We start from the raw sequence: 18,055 nt of genomic DNA on the forward strand, positions 1-18,055 counted from the left end.
TCATTAATATAAATTTATAAATAAAAAAACCGATAACAATATAAATTAATTTAAAAAGATTTAAGATGAAAATAGATACTTTGACAAAAAATTTTAGCAATTATCAAACACAAATAAACAAAGACAATGATTTGGTAAGTAATGTTCATAGTGACAATGTGGTTAAAATTCAAATTTCAGATGAAGCAAGAAGTTTAAGTCAAACAAATTCAAAAAATGAAAAAGAATATGAAATCAAAGTAAGTCAAGAAAAAATAGAAAACCACAAAGACCAAAATTCCATCCAAAGTAGCAAAGGTGGCGTAAATCCCGCATTAGAGGCTTTAATAGCAAAATTAGCTGAAATTTTAGCTAAAATTGCAGAACTTACTCAAAAAATGACAAACGCTAACGAACAAATGAAAACGACATTTCAAAAACAAATTGATGTGCTAAAATCTCAAGCAGATGTAATTCAAGCTCAAATTCAAGAACTCCAAAGCCAACAAGCTTGATTATATTTTTTCAAAAGTTTAAGAATGCTATAATGATGCATTTTTAAACTTTTTCAAGGAAAAATATGACTTATCTAGAAATCGAAGGCACAAATCATCTAAGCGGAAATGTTACAATAAGCGGAGCAAAAAATGCCGCCCTACCCTTGATTGTTTCAAGCATACTTGCCAAAAACGAAGTAAAAATCAACAATGTTCCTAATGTTGCTGATATAAAAACTCTTATATCTTTGCTAGAAAATTTAGGAGCTAAGGTCAATTTTCAAAATAATAGTGCTTTATTAAACACAAACACTCTTAATCAAACCATAGCCAAATATGACATTGTGCGCAAAATGCGTGCTTCCATACTTACTCTAGGACCTTTACTTGCTCGTTTTGGACATTGTGAAGTATCTTTACCTGGTGGATGTGCCATAGGACAAAGACCTATTGACTTGCATCTTTTAGCCTTGGAAAAAATGGGGGCAAATATACAAATCAAACAAGGCTATGTCGTAGCTAGTGGAAATTTAAAAGGTAATGAAATTCTTTTTGATAAAATCACGGTTACAGGTAGCGAAAACATCATCATGGCGGCAGCTTTAGCTAAAGGTAAAACCAAACTCTTAAATGTTGCAAAAGAACCCGAAGTAGTTCAACTTTGCGAAGTTTTAAAAGACGCAGGACTTGAAATCAAAGGCATAGGTACAGATGAGCTTGAAATTTATGGTAGCGATGGGGAACTTTTAGAATTTAAAGAATTTAACGTTATACCTGATAGAATTGAAGCAGGAACTTATCTTTGTGCAGGGGCTATTACAAATTCTAAAATTACTTTAGATAAAGTTAACGCCACTCATCTTAGTGCAGTTTTAGCAAAACTTCATCAAATGGGTTTTGAAACTTTGATTACAGAAGATAGTATCACCCTACTTCCTGCTAAAGAAATTAAACCTGTAGAAATCATGACAAGTGAATATCCAGGCTTTCCAACCGATATGCAAGCGCAGTTTATGGCATTAGCCTTAAAAGCTAATGGAACTAGTATTATCGATGAAAGACTATTTGAAAATCGTTTCATGCATGTAAGCGAACTTTTAAGAATGGGCGCAGATATTAAACTCAATGGTCATATTGCTACTATAGTAGGCGGAAAAGAACTTAACGCTGCTGATGTCATGGCTACAGATTTGCGTGCTTCTTCAGCTCTTATCTTAGCGGCTCTTGCAGCCAAAGGCGCAAGCAAAGTCCATAGAATTTACCATCTTGATAGGGGTTATGAAAATTTGGAAGAAAAATTTAAAGGTTTGGGTGTAAAAATCACAAGGCTTGAAGAATGAAAAATATCTTTGAAACCTTAAAAGACTTAGAAGATCAAATTTCATGCTTAGATGAAAGTGAGCTTATTAGCCTTGAAAAAGCAAAAGATAGAATTTTAGCTAAAGATTTATACGCTAGAAAAAATCTACCCAGTTTTGACAATGCTGCTCTTGATGGCTATGCTTTTAATTATGCTGATATCAATGAGGCTTTGGAGATTAAAGGGACTATTTTTGCAGGAGATAAAAATTTTTATACAGTTGCTAAAAATGAATGCTATAAAATCATGACAGGGGCTAAAATGCCCAAAAATGCTGATACTATCTTAATGTTAGAAGATGAGTATATAGAAGAAAATAAACTCATCATTAAAAAAGCCCCTAAACAATACAATGCCTATCGCTATAAAGGCGAAGAATTAAAAAAAGGTGAAATTTTACTTCAAAAAGGCACCAAACTTAATGATAAACATATCGCCCTGCTTGCTTCTCAAGGGCTTTATAGAATAGAAGTCATAAGAAAAATTCGCATAGGTATTTTTTCAAGTGGAAATGAGCTAAAAGAACCTTGGCAAGAATGCGATGAAGAAAGTATTTATAATGCCAATGCTTTGCCTTTACTAACCATGCTTCAAAATGCTTCTTATTTAGGTATTATCAAAGATAATTTTAAAAGCACTAAAAAGGCTTTAAAAAATACAAATTTTGATCTTTTAATCACTTCAGGGGGCGCAAGTGTTGGTGAGGCCGATTTTATGGAAAAAGCTTTAGATGAATTAGGCTTTACTCCGCTTTTTAAAGGACTAAAAGCACGCCCTGCAAGGCCTACTAAGCTTTATCAAAAGGGTAAAAATTTCGTATTGATTTTACCAGGAAATCCTATGGCAGCTTATCTTTCTTGTTTTATTTTTGCTAAAAAAATCATTGATTTATTAAGTGGAAACCTAGATAATCCTTTAACATTTTACGCCAAAATGGGTATGGATTTAAAGCTTAAAAGTGGAAGAAATAATCTCATCTTAGGAAATTTAGAAAAAGATATTTTTACACCATTTAATGAAAACAAATTTGGCTCTGGTATGATACTTCCACTTATTAAAAGTGAGTTTTTACTTATAAGCGAAGAAAATACAAGCGAATTAAAAAAAGGTGATGAAATCACGCTTTTAAAAATATAATGTTTGTGTTTTTCACAAACATTAGCTTAATTTATCCTCATCGTCATGATCATGGATATATTGTTCATCATTTTCCAAGGTGTCAACAAAACGCCCTATCCTTTCCCAGCGAACATTTTTATCTTTATCCCAAGAGAAATATACAAACCAAGGTTTACCTACTATCAACCTATAAGGAACAGAACCCCAAAAACGACTATCATAAGAATAATCACGATTATCACCCATCATGAAATACTCATTTTCAGGTACATCAAAAACATAAGCATTTCCGCCGCTAAAACCTATATGATTTCCAAGTTCTTTAATATAAGTTGGAGACATAGCAAAATCACCTATGCTAAGAAAGCGCAAGATATCACTTTCTATATCTTTTTTTGGATCATAATGAATACCTTTTTGTTTATAAGGTTCTTTTACATAAATTTGCCCTCCAAGAGTAACAAGATCATTTGGATAATGTTCTTTCATAAAATCATCACCTTCATGCATTCTCACATAAAGTGTTTTATTTGCGTAAACCATCCTATCTCCTCCTGTACCTACACAACGCTTTACAAAGTGTTCTTTTTCATTTCTAGGATTTCTAAAAACAACTATATCTCCTCTTTGTGGCCCTTGTGCTTTTATCAAATGCCCATCTTTATTAAAATCCGGCAAAACAGGAATTTCCAACCAAGGAATATGAGGAGTTGAGATGCCATAGCTAAATTTTTTAACAAATAAAAAATCCCCTACCAATAAGGTGTTTTTCATGGAACCAGAAGGAATAACAAAAGCTTGTATAAAGAAAAAAATCACCAAAAGAACAATAACTACAGTTCCAGTCCAAGACTGTGAAAATTTATATAATTTCTTTAAAATTTCCATAGATTTTCCCTAATTAAGTCTATTTTTAGCAGATTTAACTGTGTTTTCTAAAAGCATGGCTATAGTCATAGGACCTACTCCACCTGGAACAGGAGTTATATAACTAGATTTTTTAGATACCTCTTCAAAATCCACGTCTCCAACTATCTTTCCATTTTCAAGACGATTGATTCCAACATCAACAACAATCACTCCTTCTTTTACCATATCCGATCGAAGTAAATTCACACAACCTGCTGCTACTATAATCAAATCAGCTTGCCTAGTATAAAGGCTCAAATCTTTGGTTTTAATATGACAAACGCTTACTGTAGCTCCAGCGTTTAAAAGCATAGTAGCCATAGGACGACCTACTATATTTGAAGCACCTATAATAACAGCGTCTTTTCCTTCTAAATCAATTTCATAAGCCTTCAAAAGCTTCATAACTCCAAGTGGAGTACAAGGCAAAAACCCACTTTCTAAGCCTAAATTTAAATATCCTACATTAATAGGATGAAAGCCATCAACATCTTTACTACTTATAATACTTTCAAGTATTAAATCTTTACAAATATGATCAGGCAAGGGAAGCTGAACCAAAATTCCATGAACACTATCATCGTGATTTAAGGTATTAATCAATGCCAAAAGTTCATTTTGTGTAGTATTTTCATTAAGATGATAAACTAAAGATTTAATTCCACATTCTTCACAGGCTTTAGCCTTAGATTTTACATAAGTTTGACTTGCAGGATTATCTCCAACCAAGATAACAGCTAAACAGCTTTCAATCCCTTTGCTTTTCAAAAATTGATTTTTTTCTTTTAATTCTTCTTTGATTTTTACACTTAAAGCTTTACCATCAAGCAAAGTCATTATTTTCCTTCTATAAATTTAATCACTTTTTTAAAGTAAAAATTGTATCATATTAAAACTTCATTAACAAGGTGAAACTTTGAAAATTGTTTTAATGTCTTTTTTATTTAGCGTCAGTCTTTTTGGTGCTGATTTTATCACTCTTAAAGAATACTCTAAAATGCTTTATGAAAATCCAAGAGGCATTAGTTGTAAAGAATGTCATGGAGCAGATGGAAGCGAACAAATTTTAGGATATTATATGAAAAAAGGTATTAAAACAGCTTATAAAGTTCCAAGTATACAAAATCTTAGTTTTGAGAATTTTAAAAATTCTCTTAATCAGAGTAAAGACGCAAAATCAATCATGCCAAATTACTCTTTAACAAATGATGAAATTGTAACTTTATATAATTACATCAAGCAATTTAGCAAGGAAGAAAAATGACAAACAAAAAAGCTTTTAAAGAAGCGTGTAAATTCATCGCAGGTGGTGTAAATTCTCCAGTTCGTGCTTTTGCAAATGTTCAAAGTGAGCCAAAATTTATTTCCCATGGAAAAGGTGCTTATATTTTTGATATAGATGGAAAATCTTATATAGACTATGTTCAAAGCTGGGGGCCTTTACTTTTTGGACATTGTGATAAAGATATACAAAAAGCTTGTCAAAAAGCACTTCATAAAGGTTCAAGTTTTGGAGCTCCAACTTTATTAGAAACTGAACTTGCCAAGCTTGTTTTATCTGATTTTCCTCATTTAGAAAAGATCCGCTTTGTAAGTAGCGGAACAGAAGCAACCATGAGTGCTATTCGTCTTGCCCGTGGTTTTACTAAAAAAGATAAAATTTTAAAATTTGAAGGATGTTATCACGGGCATTCTGATTCATTATTAGTGAGTGCAGGAAGTGGTGCTGCTACTTTTAACTCTCCTAGTTCTTTAGGTGTTTTAGAAGATGTAGCTAAACACACTTTAGTAGCAAAATATAATGATATAAATAGCGTTAAAGAACTTTTTGAAAAAAATAAAGATATTGCATGTGTTATCATTGAGCCTATTGCTGGAAATATGGGGTTAGTTCCAGCTAAACAAGATTTTTTAGAAGAACTTGCTAAGATCTGTAAAAACAATCAAACTCTGCTGATTTTTGATGAAGTAATGAGTGGATATAGAGCATCTTACCTTGGTTCCTATGGAATCAATCATATCCAAGCAGATATAATTACTTTTGGTAAGGTAATAGGAGGCGGTCTACCTGCAGCAGCATTTGCTTCTAGAGCTGAAATTATGAATATTTTAAGTCCTTTGGGTGGAGTCTATCAAGCAGGAACTTTAAGTGGAAATCCCTTGGCAATGGCTGCAGGCATAGCAAGTCTTACAAAAGCCAAAAAGAAAACCAAGCTTTATGACAAGCTTGGAAAATTAGCAAAAAAACTTACCCAAGGAATGAAAAAATTAGCAGATGAAAAAGGACTTCCGCTACAAGTTTGTCATGTAGGTTCTATGTTTGGATACTTTTTCACCAAAAATCCTGTATCAAACTACCAAGATGCATTAAAATCTGATCTAGCATTATTTTCAAAATTTCACAAAAATATGCTTGAAAATGGAATTTATTTAGCGCCTTCTCAATTTGAAACAGGCTTTATATGTTCAAAAATGGATGATAAAATTGTAGATACAACATTAGAAGCTGTTAGGGAAAGCTTTAAAAGAATATGAGCAATATTTCAAAAGAAGAAAAAAATCACTTAGAAAATTCCAACAGCAAAAGACAAAAAATCATTCGCAAAACTCTTGAAGCTGCGGATGGTTTAAGTCTTGGCATCTCTATGGTTGTTGCTGTATTTATAGGTGTGGGAATAGGATATTTACTTAAAAAATTTACTCCTTATCCTTGGCTTTTTTGGCTTGGAGTTTTTTGGGGGATCAGTGCTGCCATACTTAATGTTTACAAAGCTTATAAAGTTCAAGTAAAAAGCTATGAAGAATTTAAAGAAAGAGATGAGTTGATCAAAGAAAAAATTCAAAAAGAAAAGAATAAATAATGGAACATAAAAAAGCTCTATTTTGTATTTTTGCCATTATTCATTTATTTTTTTGGATCATATTTTCATTATTAAATCATTTTAAATTAGATACATTTTTAAGCTATGAAATAGCTTTTTTTAGTGTTTTATTGATTATTTTTGCTTCTTATTTAAATTATAAAAAAGTCATTATAAAAAAATCAAAAAATTATGAAAAAGATTTTAATTTCATTTCATCGCTTTTTATCAAAAAAAAACAAAATTTATCAAAAATTATTCATTTTAAAGTTCTAAAAGACGATTTAAAGCCAAATATTAAAGAGAAAATCCATTTTTTTACTATGTTTTTTACTCTCTTTAAATTGATGGCTTATGTAATATTGGTTGCTGGATTTTTATTTTTACATCGCCAAGATAAATTAGATATCTTTGCTTATATTTGTGGAATTTCATCCTTGCTAGTTTGTGTGTTTATTTTTATTTTATATATAAAAAAGTATGAGTCCAAAAAAAATTATTAAATCAATGACAGCACTTTTTGCTGGTATGGCATTTTTATTTGCAGGTAATGCCTTGATAGTAAGCTCTATAGGTGTTATATTAAAAGAAAACGGAGAAAGTTATTTAGCTGTTGGAGTAGTAAGTTCTTGTTTTTTTATAGGCGCTCTTGTTGGAACCATCAGTGCTCATAAAATTATTTCTCGTATAGGTCATATACGCTCTTTTGGGCTATTTGGGGCTATTTTTGGAATTTCAGCTATGCTTCATACAGTAAGCGAAAATCTTATTTTTTGGGCTGTTTTAAGATTTTTCATAGGAATTTGCTACTATGGTCTTTTAATGGTCATAGAATCATGGCTTAATGAAAAAAGCAAAAATGCCATTCGATCTAGAATTTTAGGTTTTTATGAAATTGTTTTTTATCTTGCATTTGGTATTGGAGTTTTAATCATAGCGTTAAATTTAAGCAAACATAGTGTATTTATCCTCAGTGCAACTTTAATTTTACTTTCATCTTTACCTTTAAATCTAATTAAAATCAAAGAACCTGTTTTGCCCGCATCAAGTCCTATTTCTATACCTAAAATTTTTGATATAGCTCCTTTAGCTATCGTCACAAGCTTTATAGCCGGAATGCTTATAAATGGCTTTTTTTCTATGGCATCTTTATTTATACTTTTGCAAGGTTTTGATACAAAAGCGGTTTCTTATTTTATATTTTGTGGGGTTTTAGGTGGTTTTATTGCACAAACCATCATAGGAACTATTTCAGATAAACTTGGTCGCAAATTTGCCATTATCACTTGCGCAAGCATAGGATTTATCACTATGCTTATATTTATCTTTTTTAAACTTCATTTGTATATGCAATATTTTTTAGGAATTACTCTTGGTATAGGAATATTTTGTTTATATGCTTTAGCACTTGCTAGAGCAAATGATGTTTTAGTAAGCAAAAATAAAGGCGTAGAGTTAGGTCGTGGGGTTCTTTTTTGCTATTCTTTGGGCTCTTTGTTTGGCCCTTTAATTTTAGGTTTTTTAATGCAATACTTTGAAATCAAAGGTTTTATATGGTTTTATATAGTTTCTTTAGCATTTTTAATTCTTTTTGCTATCAATAAACCAAATATTTTAAATAAAAAATTTAAGAAAAAGCCTGGAAATATGGTGATATTTGATGATTAATACTCAACTAGCAAGTCAAATTGCCAATACGCAAAAAAATGATTTAAAAGTAGATAACTCTACTTCAAAAGATAAAACAAATTTAAAGGACAATCCAAAAGAAGCACTTGCGCAAGCTTTAAAGCAAAATTTAGGTTTAAGCAAGGACGCTAGCAGTGAAGAAATACTAGCAAAATTTGTTCAAAATGAAACAGGCACCAAATTAAAAGAACTTGTTAATAAACTTTTAGATCAAATCAATGCTCAAAAAAACCCCGATTCCCCTGTGCTTAAACAAGGAAAAAATTTAAATTTAGCTCCTAATTTTGCTAATGAATTAAAAACTTTAAGCACAGAACTTGCAAAAAGCGATACTTTTACACAAGTTTTAGACAGATTAAATCAAATTTTAAAACCTGCCAGTGAAATAAAAAACAACAACTTAGCTCCTTTGTTTAAAAATTCAGGCGTATTTTTAGAAGCTAAATTAAAAGATGCCCTAAACGAAGAATTGCTGCCCAAAAGTTTTCACTCTCTTTTAAGTACAATCAAAGGTCTTAGTAGTGAAAAACTAAGTATTCAGATAGCCCAACTTGCAAATGCAAATTTAAACCCAAAAGACACTTTAAAAGAATTAAAAAATATTATTAATTCTAGCAAAAATGAAAATAAGCAAATTTTAAATCAAAGTTCTTTTAAAGCACTTTTAAATTTAAGTTCTAAATTGGAAAATTTTAAAAATTATATAAGTAAAAATCCCAGTCATGCTCAAGAAAAAATCACCCCTATGGCTAATAAAATTTTAAAAGAATTAAATTCCATCAAAAATGATTTTTTCAAAGCTCTTAATAAGCCAGAAAATTTAATGATAAAAGATCCAAACATCCTTAAGCAAACTGCTACCGCCTTTGAAAAACTTGAAAATACTTTAAAAAATATACTAGGCAATCAAGCTTCTAAAATACAAGATAAAGAAAATATTTTAGAAAATCTTTTAAGTAACAAAGAAAATATCAAAGAAGAAAAACTTAATCATAACACAAAAAACCAAGATGAAGAAAAACATATAAAAGCATCAAAAGAAGAAAATCTCACAGATGATACCAAGCAAGATTCAAAATTAGATTCTGATATAAAAACCCACGAAGAAGATACCCAAGATACAAAAAATGATATTCAAAACAATGAAACAGAAAATAATCCAGACAATGATATAAAAAATTCTACTCCAAACCAAGAAAAAATTAAAGATGAAAAACAAGAAAAATCAAAAGAAAATATCAAAGAAAATCCAAAATTTTATGAAACAAAAACAGAAAACAAAACTTCAATCAATACAAATAATCCTAACACAAACAATATGCAAAATTTAAATAATTCTCAAAATATTCAATCTAACAATAACCAAACTATGCAAAATATTTTTAAAAATCAGGAATTTATAAAACAAAATATTGTAAAAAATTTAGCATTTAATGTAGAAAATTTAGATCTAGAACAAGTGCAAGATTTAAGTAAAAATTTAAGCAATCTTTCTCGTAGACTTAATGAAAGCTTAAAAGAACTTGAACCTTATACTCAAAATGCCAAACTGAATCAAGCAGAACTTAAAAATCTCGAACACAAACTCAATCTTTCTACCAAAGATCTAGCGCAAATTAAACCAAAAACAGAACAAGATATAGCTGAATCTTTACATCATGATGTAAAATCAACACTTTTGCAAATTTCAAATTTAGCTAAAAATGAAGGCAATGAAGCTATATATAATCAAGCTAATCGTCTTTTAGCGCAAATTGAAATCAATCAGCTTATGTCTTTAGCTAATGATTCTATCAATACTTATCTGCCTTTTTCTTGGGATGATTTAAATGATTCTAAAATTATGTTTAGACGCGGAAAAAAGGATAAATTTTTTGCTCAAATTAAACTCGAATTTGCAAAACTTGGGGATTTGGAAATTCTTATTTCTTTAAATAATGAAAAATATATAGATATTAATATTATGGCAGAAAATATTGAATTTAGAAAAACCATCTATGAAAATGCCCATGAGCTTAAAAGAAATATCAATAAAGCAGGACTTTTAAGTGCAAATTTCTTTGTAGGTGATATCATAAGAAGTAAATTTGATACTAGAAATATGAAAAATTTAGATCTTGAAATGGGTATGGATAAAAAAGTATGAGCAAAATCAAAAGATCGATTAAAAAAGCTGTAGCTCTAGGCTATCAAAAAGAAAAAAACTCTGCCCCAAAAGTGCTTGCAAGTGGCAAAGGTGAAAGTGCTGCTAAAATTATTTCTTTAGCCAAGGAACACGGAGTTCCCATTAAAGAAGATGAAGATTTAATAGAAATTTTAAGCAAGCTTGACTTAGGTGATGAAATTCCACCTAATATGTATAAAGCTGTAGCTGAAGTTTTTGCCTTTATCTATCAAATGGCAAATAAAACTCCTAAAAACTAATCCGCTATTTTTTCTCCAAATTTAATACCCTGCCCTGCTTTTAAATTAAAAGTTAAAAGTCCTTTTTGAGAGATTAAAACTATAGTAGAACCCAGTTCAAAATTTCCTAGTTCTTCGCCTTTTTTTAGATTTAAATTTTCATATTTTCTAGTAAAATTATGAGAAATTTTAGCATTGGTTTGTATGCTTATATCAAAATTAAAACGCATTTTTCCTACATTTTGCGCTCCTACAAAAACAAGCCAAAAAATACCTTTTTCATTTTGACATTTTAAACTCACTCTTTCATTTTTTACATACAAATTACTAATGCGTTCTAAATGCTTTTCATTTACACTATAAAGGGCGCCACTTGTGTAAGTTGCACTCAAAATTTGCATATCACAAGGGCTGTGATAACGATGATAATCTTTTGGAGAAAGATAGATATTGACATAATCAAGCCCATTTTTAAGCTCATCTTTTTCAAAGCTATCTTTTAAAAGCTCCTCAACGCTATAAGTATGCCCTTTTATAGAAAAAGCAAAATGTTCTTCATTTGCCAAAAAAGTACTTCCACACTCTAAAATTTTACCATCACTTGGACTGATAAAACCTTCTTCAAGTTTCCTTGGAATGTGAAAAGTTCTTGTAAAAAGAGCATTTAAACTCTCGTATTCACAAGGAGCTTTAAATTCACTCATATCGATATTAAAATACTTAACATAATTTTCATTAATAACTTTTTGTATCATTTTGGGAAATTTAATCCCCGCTACAAAACCAAAAAGCCTCGAACTTTCTTTTGAAAAACTCATTTTTTTCCTTTTAAATTTAAAATCACTATTTCACTCGGAGCAAAAACTCTAAGACTTGGCCCCCAAAATCCTGCTCCACTACTCACATAAAGCTTAGTTTTTTCTCCTAAATCATAAAGCCCATGAACAAAACCTTGCTGAAGTTTAACTAAAAACATAAAAGGGAAAATTTGCCCTCCATGCGTATGCCCACTTAAAACAAGGTCAAAATCACTTAAATCATAAAGTAAAGCTGTTTTGGGTTGATGTGTGAGTAAAATACTAGCTTTACTTGTATTTAAATCCACTTTTATTCTTGCTAAATCAGGAGCATATAAACCCTTATCAAGTCCGGCTAAATCTCCAAGTCCAGCAATATTTATAAAACCTAAATCTAAATTTTGATTGACTAAAATTTTCATATTAGTATGTTTTCTAAGTAAATCCAAAACTTTATTGATACCATGATAATACTCATGATTTCCCAAGGCATAAAAAGTTCCATAAGTGGAATTAAAATCATTAAGTTTTGAGATGTAATTTTTTAAATCTTTAGGATTAGTATCAATCAGATCTCCTACTATTACAACCATATCAGGACTTTGCAAATTCACTTTAGTGATGAGCTTATCTAAAAAATTTTCATGCAAATTTTTACCCAAATGTATATCAGTAAGCATGACAATTTTTAAATCTTGTTTAAGATTTGGTATTTCAACATCAACACTCTTTACTTCAGGTGTTTTTAGAGCATTATTTATACTTATATAAATTAAAAACACACTTAAAACTATAAGAGAAAGCTCAAAAATCAAACGCAAAATAAGATTATATTTTTTATCTCTTTTACCCATAAGAGCTAAAATCAATTTAATAAAATCCCAAGCTAAAGTCATAAAAAACAAACAATAAGTCGGCGCATAAAGCATGGCTAAAATTTCATACCAAGTATCACTTAAATATTCATCTCTACGAAATATTAAAAACACAGCTTGGGCTAAAAAAAGCACAATAAAAATAAAGGCAAAAATTTTATAAAAATACTTGAAAAGAGTAATTTTCTTGATTAATCTTTTATAAATATAAACATTTGCTAAGCCAAAAATCAATAATACAATGAAAGAAAAAATTAAAAATATCATAAAAGTATTATAACCAAGTAAAATTAAATATCCGTATAAATTTTTCTGTTATAATAAACTTTTAAATAATTTTAAAGGCTATAAAATGTACCGTTTTGCACCTTCTCCCACAGGTGATATGCACATAGGAAATTTACGCGCAGCAATTTTTAACTATATCTGTGCAAGACAAAAAAATATGGATTTTATCTTACGTATTGAAGATACTGATAAGGCTAGAAATATAGCAGGAAAAGAAGAAGAAATCAAAGAAATTTTAAATCTTTTTGGTATTTCATGGCAGCATTACTATATACAAAGTGAAAATTTAAAATTCCATCGCCAAATGGCTTTAAAACTTGTAAGTGAAAAAAAAGCTTTTGCTTGTTTTTGTACTGAAGAAGAACTTGAAGCAAAAAAAGAGCTAGCTAAAAAACAAGGTAAAGCTTATCGCTACGATGGCACTTGTGAAAAACTAGCCGATATCGATGTTTTAGAATGTGAAAAACCCTTTGTTATCCGTCTTAAAAAACCTACTCACACTATGAAATTTACAGATTTTATCAAAGGTGAATTAAGTTTTAAACCTGAAAACATAGACTCTTTTGTGATTATGAGAACGGATAAAACTCCAACTTATAATTTTGCTTGTGCGGTTGATGATATGCTTGAAAATGTTACTTGTATTATACGCGGAGAAGATCATGTTTCAAACACTCCAAAACAAGAACATATCCGCGCAAGTTTAGACTATAATAAAGCCATAACTTATGCGCACTTGCCTATCATTTTAAACGAAGAAGGTGTTAAAATGAGCAAAAGAGAAGCACATTCTTCTGTAAAATGGCTACTTGAAAGTGGAATTTTACCTAGTGCAATCGCAAATTATCTTATCATGCTAGGCAATAAAACTCCTTGTGAAATTTTTACCTTAGAAGAAGCTATAAAATGGTTTGATATTTCTAAAGTTTCAAAAGCTCCCGCAAGATTTGATCTTAAAAAACTCTTACAAATCAATCGTGAACATATCAAAATGATCAAAGATGATGAGCTTAATAAAATTTTAGATTTAAACAAAGATCTTGCACAACTTACTAAATTTTACACTCAAGAAGCAAGCACCATAAAAGAACTTAAAGAAAAAATGCGAGCTATTTTTAGCACAAAAGACTTTGGCGAGTTTGAAGTAGAATGTAAAATTTTAAAAGAACTCTTAAAAGATATTGAACTTTTTGAAAACTATGAAGATTTTAAAAATGAACTTTTAAGCAAAAGCGACTTAAAAGGTAAAAAATTTTTCATGCCTTTAAGGATAATTTTAACAGGAAATATTCACGGACCTGAGCTTAGCGATCTTTATCCTTATATTAAAAATTTTATTCACGAATTAGCAAGGATTTAACTATGGTTATAGACTCTTTTATTATTTCTATTTTTCAAGTACTACAAATTGTCATTAACATTTATACTTGGATTATTATCATCACAGCACTTTTAAGCTGGGTAAACCCTGATCCTTATAATCCCATAGTGCAAATTTTATATAAATTAAGTTATCCTGCTTACGCCTTAGTTAGAAAAATTCCAACACGCATTGGTAATATTGATCTTGCACCTTTGATTATAGTCTTAGCATTGCAGTTTCTTGGTATTTTTCTTGGGAATATCTTAAGGAGTATATTGTGATAAAAAAAATACTCATTTTTTTATTTATTTTTTCAAGTTTAAATGCTACACAATATAGCATAGAAAAACTCAAAAAAGAAGAAAATTCACTTGCTAAGGATTATTATATTTATAGGCTTTTAGAAAAAAATAAAATCAGTAAAAAAGATGCACAGGATTTAAATTCTCATATTTTTCGCTATATAGGAAAAATTAAATCCGAACTTGAAAAAATCATTCCTTTAAAGCCTTATATCAACCCAAAATATGCTAAATGCTATACCTATACAGCAAATACTATCTTAGATGCAAATTTAACTTGTCAAAGTGTGCGCTTAAATTCATTAGTTTTTATAGCAAGTTTAAATTCCAAAGACCGAACTACTTTAGCTCAAACCTTTAAAAATCAAAGACCTGATTTGACAAATTTATTGCTAGCTTTTAATACTTCTGATCCTATGAGCTATATAGCACAAAAAGAAGATATTAATGGTTTTTTTAAACTTTATAATTATTCTAAAAAATACGACTTAGATTTAAATACAAGTTTAGTCAATAAACTACCAAACCACATTGGTTTTAAAGATTTTGCACAAAATATTATTATTAAAAAAGAAAATCCAAAATTTAGACATTCTATGCTAGAAATAAATCCTGAAAATGTAAGTGAAGATTCTGCTTTCTATTTAGGAGTCAATGCCTTAACTTATGATAAAACAGAGCTTGCTTATGACTTTTTTAAAAAGGCGGCACAAAGTTTTAAATCGCAAAGCAATAAAGACAATGCTATATTTTGGATGTGGTTGATTAAAAACAATGAAGAAGATTTAAAAACTTTATCGCAAAGTTCTTCTTTAAATATTTATAGTCTTTACGCAAAAGAACTTACTAACACACCTTTTCCAAAGATAGAAAGCCTTAATCCAAGCAAGAAAAAAAATAATTTTAATATGCAAGATCCTTTTGCTTGGCAAAAAATAAACAAACAAATTCGCGATGCTAACGCAAGTCAACTAGATGTCTTGGCAAAAGAATTTGACACACAAGAAACCTTGCCTATTTATGCTTACATATTAGAACGCAAAAATAATTTTAAAAAACATTATTTTATAATGCCTTATTATGACAATATAAAAGACTATAATAAAACAAGACAAGCTTTAATTTTGGCTATTGCCAGACAAGAAAGTCGTTTTATTCCAACTGCTATTTCAGTTTCTTATGCTTTAGGCATGATGCAATTTATGCCATTTTTAGCCAATCACATAGGGGAAAAAGAATTAAAAATTCCAAATTTCGATCAAGATTTTATGTTTAAACCTGAAATAGCATATTACTTTGGAAATTATCATCTAAATTACCTTGAATCACGTTTAAAATCTCCACTTTTTGTCGCTTATGCTTATAATGGTGGTATAGGATTTACTAACCGTATGCTTGCAAGAAATGATATGTTTAAGACGGGTAAATTTGAACCTTTCTTGTCTATGGAGCTAGTTCCTTATCAAGAAAGCCGAATTTACGGAAAAAAAGTTCTAGCTAATTATATTGTGTATCGACATCTTCTGAACGATAGTATAAAGATTTCGGATATTTTTGAAAATTTAATTCAAAACAAGGCAAATGATCTAAACAAATCTTAGCTACAAGCCTAGTCTCTTCCTTGACACTAGGAAGAGATACTTTAAAATAATCAGTATAGTTATTTTGTATTATATATTTTAAATACTCATCATCCAGTTTTTCAATATTGGCTTTTTTATTATTGATAAAAACTTCTAAATTTTGAATTTTTAATGTATTTGGAATAAAAGACAAGGCCAATACATCATCTTTAATTATCTTGTCTAGAATTGGGTTTAAATAAGACATGGTTACAATGGCATTAATCTTATCTTGTGTGATTTTGTATTTTTGAGTAAACATTAAAGTTTGAGATTTTAAATTTGTATCCACAATCGCCTGATCTTTTAAAGAACAAGCTCCAAGCAAAAAAGCACCTAAAATTACACTATAAATTTTCATTCTTTTTCCATATTTTTTAGTATTATTGTAGCCTTTTAACCCTATTTTTTGGTTTAAAAAGATATAATTTTACAAAAAAATTAAGAGTATATTTTATGAAACAACTTATCATAGCTTTTAGCGGGCCTTCAAATTCAGGAAAAACTACACTCATCACCAAAATAGCTGATAATTTTTTGCAACAAAATTTAAAAGTTTTAATCATTAAACATGATCCTGCCGATAAAGCTCAATTTGATTTTAGCGGTAAAGATAGTTTTAAATTTTTTCAAAGCGGAGCTGAAGTCATGGTTTTAAGCCCTACAAGAACAACTTTTTTTTCTCATGAAAATAGAGATATTTTAAAAGCTTTAAAATTAAGCCCTGATTTTGACATTTGTTTGGTTGAAGGATTGAAAACTCTTGATTTACCACGCATTAGCGTATTTTGCAAAGAAATTGATGAAAGTTATTTTACTTTTTCAAACGCCATTGCAAGCTATGAAAAAATTTCTCACCCTTATCTTACTTGGCTTGATTTAAACGATATACAAGCTATTTGTCAATATATACTTAAAAATGCTAAAAATTTACAAGGAGAATTATAAAATGCAAGAAGTGATTTCTTATATACAAAAAGCTGTTTTAGAAATTTCTAACGCTTTAAAATTTCCCGATACAAGCTACAGTCAAAATCAAAATTTTACAGGCGATACCCAACTCAAATTTGATGTTTTAAGCGATGAAATCATCACAAAAACCCTAAGTCAATGTTCAAGCATTAAAGCCATCATAAGTGAAGAAAAAGACGAAATTTTAACGCTTAATAAAAAAGCAAATTTTATCGTAGCTTATGATCCTTTAGACGGTTCTAGCTTAATGGATGTTAATTTTGCTATAGGTTCTATTTTTGCCATCTATGAAGAAAAAGCAAATGCCAAAAATTTAAGAGCTGCACTTTATAGTATGTATGGAGCGCGCTTAGAACTTGTGATTTGCAAAGATCAACCAAAACTTTATCGCCTAAATGCAAATAATGAATTTATTTTTATAAAAGATCTTAAAATGAATGAAAAAGGCAAAATTAATGCTACAGGCGGAACGCAAAAATTTTGGGAAGAAAAACACGCTAATTTTATCAAAAGTCTTTTTGATGAAGGATATCGCTTAAGATATTCTGGGGCTATGGTAAGCGATATCAATCAAATTTTATTAAAAGGGGGTGGGATTTTTAGTTATCCTGCAACACAAGATGCGCCTAATGGCAAACTTCGTGCTTTTTTTGAAGTCTTTCCTCTAGCCTTTATCATAGAAAAAGCAGGCGGAAAAACTACAAATGGAAAAAATCACTCCTTGCTTGAACTTGAATTTGATAAAATCCATGCGACAACTCCTTGTTTTTTTGGCTCAGAATATGAAATTTCAAAACTTTTAAAGGCTTACAATGAATGAAACTAGAGATGAATTTGAGCAAGATATGGATAAAAAGAAAGAAATTTTACTTTCATGTCAAAACTCAAAAAACCTAAACTCTTGTTATAATTGCAATGAAATTTTTAACTGCCAAACTAGAAAAAATTATGTTGATGCAGTCTATAATAGTATGTCTAAGGGTAAAACCGAAGGCGGATTTGACTTTTAAAGGAAAAAA

The 18,055-nt window shown here is 29.7% G+C and carries 21 protein-coding genes; 16 read left to right on the forward strand and 5 right to left on the reverse strand.

Features of this window, described 5'->3' with window-relative positions; all coding sequences use genetic code 11:
* Positions 1–65: 65 nt before the first annotated feature.
* The 3 genes from fspA2 to AJ930_RS02970 all read left to right on the forward strand — a co-directional run bounded on the left by fspA2 (position 66) and on the right by AJ930_RS02970 (position 2,973).
* Entirely contained in the window at positions 66–494 is a 429-nt protein-coding gene (gene fspA2, locus AJ930_RS02960; RefSeq protein ID WP_070233343.1) for a flagellum-secreted nonflagellar protein FspA2, read from the forward strand.
* A 65-nt stretch (positions 495–559) separates the two neighbouring features.
* The gene (gene murA / locus AJ930_RS02965) at positions 560–1,816 is read left to right on the forward strand and encodes a UDP-N-acetylglucosamine 1-carboxyvinyltransferase (protein WP_070239634.1); all 1,257 of its coding nucleotides are present in this window, start codon (positions 560–562) and stop codon (positions 1,814–1,816) included.
* The gene (locus tag AJ930_RS02970; protein WP_070274813.1) at positions 1,813–2,973 is read left to right on the forward strand and encodes a molybdopterin molybdotransferase MoeA; all 1,161 of its coding nucleotides are present in this window, start codon (positions 1,813–1,815) and stop codon (positions 2,971–2,973) included. The genes murA and AJ930_RS02970 overlap by 4 nt, the downstream gene beginning before the upstream one ends.
* Positions 2,974–2,994: 21 nt before the next feature.
* Here AJ930_RS02970 and lepB read toward each other — a convergent pair whose 3' ends face one another.
* Together lepB and folD are read right to left on the reverse strand one after the other, a co-directional pair.
* Positions 2,995–3,843, reverse strand: a complete 849-nt coding sequence (lepB, locus tag AJ930_RS02975; RefSeq protein ID WP_070239630.1) for a signal peptidase I — start codon at positions 3,841–3,843, stop codon at positions 2,995–2,997.
* A 9-nt stretch (positions 3,844–3,852) separates the two neighbouring features.
* Entirely contained in the window at positions 3,853–4,701 is an 849-nt protein-coding gene (gene folD, locus AJ930_RS02980) for a bifunctional methylenetetrahydrofolate dehydrogenase/methenyltetrahydrofolate cyclohydrolase FolD (protein WP_070274814.1), read from the reverse strand.
* Between the two features lie 79 nt (positions 4,702–4,780).
* On the opposite strand from folD, the gene AJ930_RS02985 reads away from it, so the two are divergent.
* From AJ930_RS02985 to AJ930_RS03015, 7 genes are read left to right on the forward strand one after another with little or no spacing between them, the layout of a single operon-like run.
* Positions 4,781–5,128: a c-type cytochrome gene (locus AJ930_RS02985; RefSeq protein ID WP_070274815.1), complete on the forward strand. Its 348-nt coding sequence runs from the start codon at positions 4,781–4,783 to the stop codon at positions 5,126–5,128.
* Positions 5,125–6,399 carry a glutamate-1-semialdehyde 2,1-aminomutase gene (hemL, locus tag AJ930_RS02990; protein ID WP_070274816.1) on the forward strand — a complete coding sequence of 425 codons (1,275 nt, stop codon included), beginning with the start codon at positions 5,125–5,127 and terminating at the stop codon, positions 6,397–6,399. Before AJ930_RS02985 ends, hemL begins: the two co-directional genes overlap by 4 nt.
* Positions 6,396–6,725: an AtpZ/AtpI family protein gene (locus AJ930_RS02995; protein ID WP_070274817.1), complete on the forward strand. Its 330-nt coding sequence runs from the start codon at positions 6,396–6,398 to the stop codon at positions 6,723–6,725. The genes hemL and AJ930_RS02995 overlap by 4 nt, the downstream gene beginning before the upstream one ends.
* A complete protein-coding gene (locus AJ930_RS03000) occupies positions 6,725–7,228 on the forward strand; it encodes a hypothetical protein (protein ID WP_070210087.1) in 504 nt (167 codons plus the stop codon). Before AJ930_RS02995 ends, AJ930_RS03000 begins: the two co-directional genes overlap by 1 nt.
* Positions 7,206–8,393 (forward strand): MFS transporter, encoded by a 1,188-nt coding sequence (locus AJ930_RS03005; RefSeq protein ID WP_070274818.1) that lies wholly within the window; start codon positions 7,206–7,208, stop codon positions 8,391–8,393. Before AJ930_RS03000 ends, AJ930_RS03005 begins: the two co-directional genes overlap by 23 nt.
* Positions 8,386–10,560, forward strand: a complete 2,175-nt coding sequence (locus AJ930_RS03010; RefSeq protein WP_070239623.1) for a flagellar hook-length control protein FliK — start codon at positions 8,386–8,388, stop codon at positions 10,558–10,560. Before AJ930_RS03005 ends, AJ930_RS03010 begins: the two co-directional genes overlap by 8 nt.
* Positions 10,557–10,838, forward strand: coding sequence for a FlhB-like flagellar biosynthesis protein (locus AJ930_RS03015; RefSeq protein ID WP_002852641.1), 282 nt, complete (start codon positions 10,557–10,559; stop codon positions 10,836–10,838). The genes AJ930_RS03010 and AJ930_RS03015 overlap by 4 nt, the downstream gene beginning before the upstream one ends.
* Here AJ930_RS03015 and AJ930_RS03020 read toward each other — a convergent pair.
* Together AJ930_RS03020 and AJ930_RS03025 are read right to left on the reverse strand one after the other, a co-directional pair.
* Positions 10,835–11,635, reverse strand: a complete 801-nt coding sequence (locus AJ930_RS03020) for a phosphatidylserine decarboxylase (protein ID WP_070239620.1) — start codon at positions 11,633–11,635, stop codon at positions 10,835–10,837. The two genes, AJ930_RS03015 and AJ930_RS03020, sit on opposite strands and share 4 nt — an antisense overlap.
* Entirely contained in the window at positions 11,632–12,756 is a 1,125-nt protein-coding gene (locus AJ930_RS03025) for a metallophosphoesterase (RefSeq protein WP_070233334.1), read from the reverse strand. The genes AJ930_RS03020 and AJ930_RS03025 overlap by 4 nt, the downstream gene beginning before the upstream one ends.
* A gap of 85 nt (positions 12,757–12,841) precedes the next feature.
* Here AJ930_RS03025 and gltX point away from each other — a divergent pair, with 85 nt between their 5' ends.
* The 3 genes from gltX to AJ930_RS03040 are packed head-to-tail and all read left to right on the forward strand — an operon-like array spanning position 12,842 to position 16,043.
* A complete protein-coding gene (gene gltX, locus AJ930_RS03030) occupies positions 12,842–14,137 on the forward strand; it encodes a glutamate--tRNA ligase (protein ID WP_070239618.1) in 1,296 nt (431 codons plus the stop codon).
* Positions 14,138–14,139: 2 nt separating this feature from the next.
* Positions 14,140–14,421 (forward strand): YggT family protein, encoded by a 282-nt coding sequence (locus tag AJ930_RS03035; RefSeq protein WP_002852501.1) that lies wholly within the window; start codon positions 14,140–14,142, stop codon positions 14,419–14,421.
* Positions 14,418–16,043, forward strand: a complete 1,626-nt coding sequence (locus AJ930_RS03040) for a lytic transglycosylase domain-containing protein (protein WP_079860508.1) — start codon at positions 14,418–14,420, stop codon at positions 16,041–16,043. The genes AJ930_RS03035 and AJ930_RS03040 overlap by 4 nt, the downstream gene beginning before the upstream one ends.
* On the opposite strand, the gene AJ930_RS03045 is transcribed toward AJ930_RS03040, so the two are convergent.
* Complete coding sequence (locus AJ930_RS03045) at positions 15,940–16,425, reverse strand: hypothetical protein (RefSeq protein ID WP_070239616.1); 486 nt, start codon at positions 16,423–16,425, stop codon at positions 15,940–15,942. The genes AJ930_RS03040 and AJ930_RS03045 overlap by 104 nt on opposite strands.
* A 95-nt stretch (positions 16,426–16,520) precedes the next feature.
* Here AJ930_RS03045 and mobB point away from each other — a divergent pair, with 95 nt between their 5' ends.
* From mobB to AJ930_RS03060, 3 genes are read left to right on the forward strand one after another with little or no spacing between them, the layout of a single operon-like run.
* Positions 16,521–17,012 (forward strand): molybdopterin-guanine dinucleotide biosynthesis protein B, encoded by a 492-nt coding sequence (mobB, locus tag AJ930_RS03050; RefSeq protein ID WP_070274819.1) that lies wholly within the window; start codon positions 16,521–16,523, stop codon positions 17,010–17,012.
* Between the two features lies 1 nt (position 17,013).
* Positions 17,014–17,856: a class 1 fructose-bisphosphatase gene (locus tag AJ930_RS03055; protein ID WP_070239614.1), complete on the forward strand. Its 843-nt coding sequence runs from the start codon at positions 17,014–17,016 to the stop codon at positions 17,854–17,856.
* Entirely contained in the window at positions 17,849–18,046 is a 198-nt protein-coding gene (locus tag AJ930_RS03060) for a hypothetical protein (RefSeq protein WP_002861479.1), read from the forward strand. The genes AJ930_RS03055 and AJ930_RS03060 overlap by 8 nt, the downstream gene beginning before the upstream one ends.
* The last annotated feature ends 9 nt before the right edge of the window (positions 18,047–18,055 follow it).

Origin of the sequence: Campylobacter sp. BCW_6871 (assembly GCF_001762325.1) — a bacterium.
In the GTDB taxonomy this organism is placed as follows: Bacteria; Campylobacterota; Campylobacteria; order Campylobacterales; family Campylobacteraceae; genus Campylobacter_D; species Campylobacter_D jejuni.

Bases quoted from the DNA above. Each gene is read 5' to 3' on its own strand.
- fspA2 (WP_070233343.1), top strand. From the start codon at position 66: ATGAAAATAGATACTTTGACAAAAAATTTTAGCAATTATCAAACACAA.
- murA (WP_070239634.1), top strand. From the start codon at position 560: ATGACTTATCTAGAAATCGAAGGCACAAATCATCTAAGCGGAAATGTT.
- AJ930_RS02970 (WP_070274813.1), top strand. From the start codon at position 1,813: ATGAAAAATATCTTTGAAACCTTAAAAGACTTAGAAGATCAAATTTCA.
- lepB (WP_070239630.1), bottom strand. From the start codon at position 3,843: ATGGAAATTTTAAAGAAATTATATAAATTTTCACAGTCTTGGACTGGA.
- folD (WP_070274814.1), bottom strand. From the start codon at position 4,701: ATGACTTTGCTTGATGGTAAAGCTTTAAGTGTAAAAATCAAAGAAGAA.
- hemL (WP_070274816.1), top strand. From the start codon at position 5,125: ATGACAAACAAAAAAGCTTTTAAAGAAGCGTGTAAATTCATCGCAGGT.
- AJ930_RS02995 (WP_070274817.1), top strand. From the start codon at position 6,396: ATGAGCAATATTTCAAAAGAAGAAAAAAATCACTTAGAAAATTCCAAC.
- AJ930_RS03000 (WP_070210087.1), top strand. From the start codon at position 6,725: ATGGAACATAAAAAAGCTCTATTTTGTATTTTTGCCATTATTCATTTA.
- AJ930_RS03005 (WP_070274818.1), top strand. From the start codon at position 7,206: ATGAGTCCAAAAAAAATTATTAAATCAATGACAGCACTTTTTGCTGGT.
- AJ930_RS03010 (WP_070239623.1), top strand. From the start codon at position 8,386: ATGATTAATACTCAACTAGCAAGTCAAATTGCCAATACGCAAAAAAAT.
- AJ930_RS03015 (WP_002852641.1), top strand. From the start codon at position 10,557: ATGAGCAAAATCAAAAGATCGATTAAAAAAGCTGTAGCTCTAGGCTAT.
- AJ930_RS03020 (WP_070239620.1), bottom strand. From the start codon at position 11,635: ATGAGTTTTTCAAAAGAAAGTTCGAGGCTTTTTGGTTTTGTAGCGGGG.
- AJ930_RS03025 (WP_070233334.1), bottom strand. From the start codon at position 12,756: ATGATATTTTTAATTTTTTCTTTCATTGTATTATTGATTTTTGGCTTA.
- gltX (WP_070239618.1), top strand. From the start codon at position 12,842: ATGTACCGTTTTGCACCTTCTCCCACAGGTGATATGCACATAGGAAAT.
- AJ930_RS03035 (WP_002852501.1), top strand. From the start codon at position 14,140: ATGGTTATAGACTCTTTTATTATTTCTATTTTTCAAGTACTACAAATT.
- AJ930_RS03045 (WP_070239616.1), bottom strand. From the start codon at position 16,425: ATGAAAATTTATAGTGTAATTTTAGGTGCTTTTTTGCTTGGAGCTTGT.
- mobB (WP_070274819.1), top strand. From the start codon at position 16,521: ATGAAACAACTTATCATAGCTTTTAGCGGGCCTTCAAATTCAGGAAAA.
- AJ930_RS03055 (WP_070239614.1), top strand. From the start codon at position 17,014: ATGCAAGAAGTGATTTCTTATATACAAAAAGCTGTTTTAGAAATTTCT.
- AJ930_RS03060 (WP_002861479.1), top strand. From the start codon at position 17,849: ATGAATGAAACTAGAGATGAATTTGAGCAAGATATGGATAAAAAGAAA.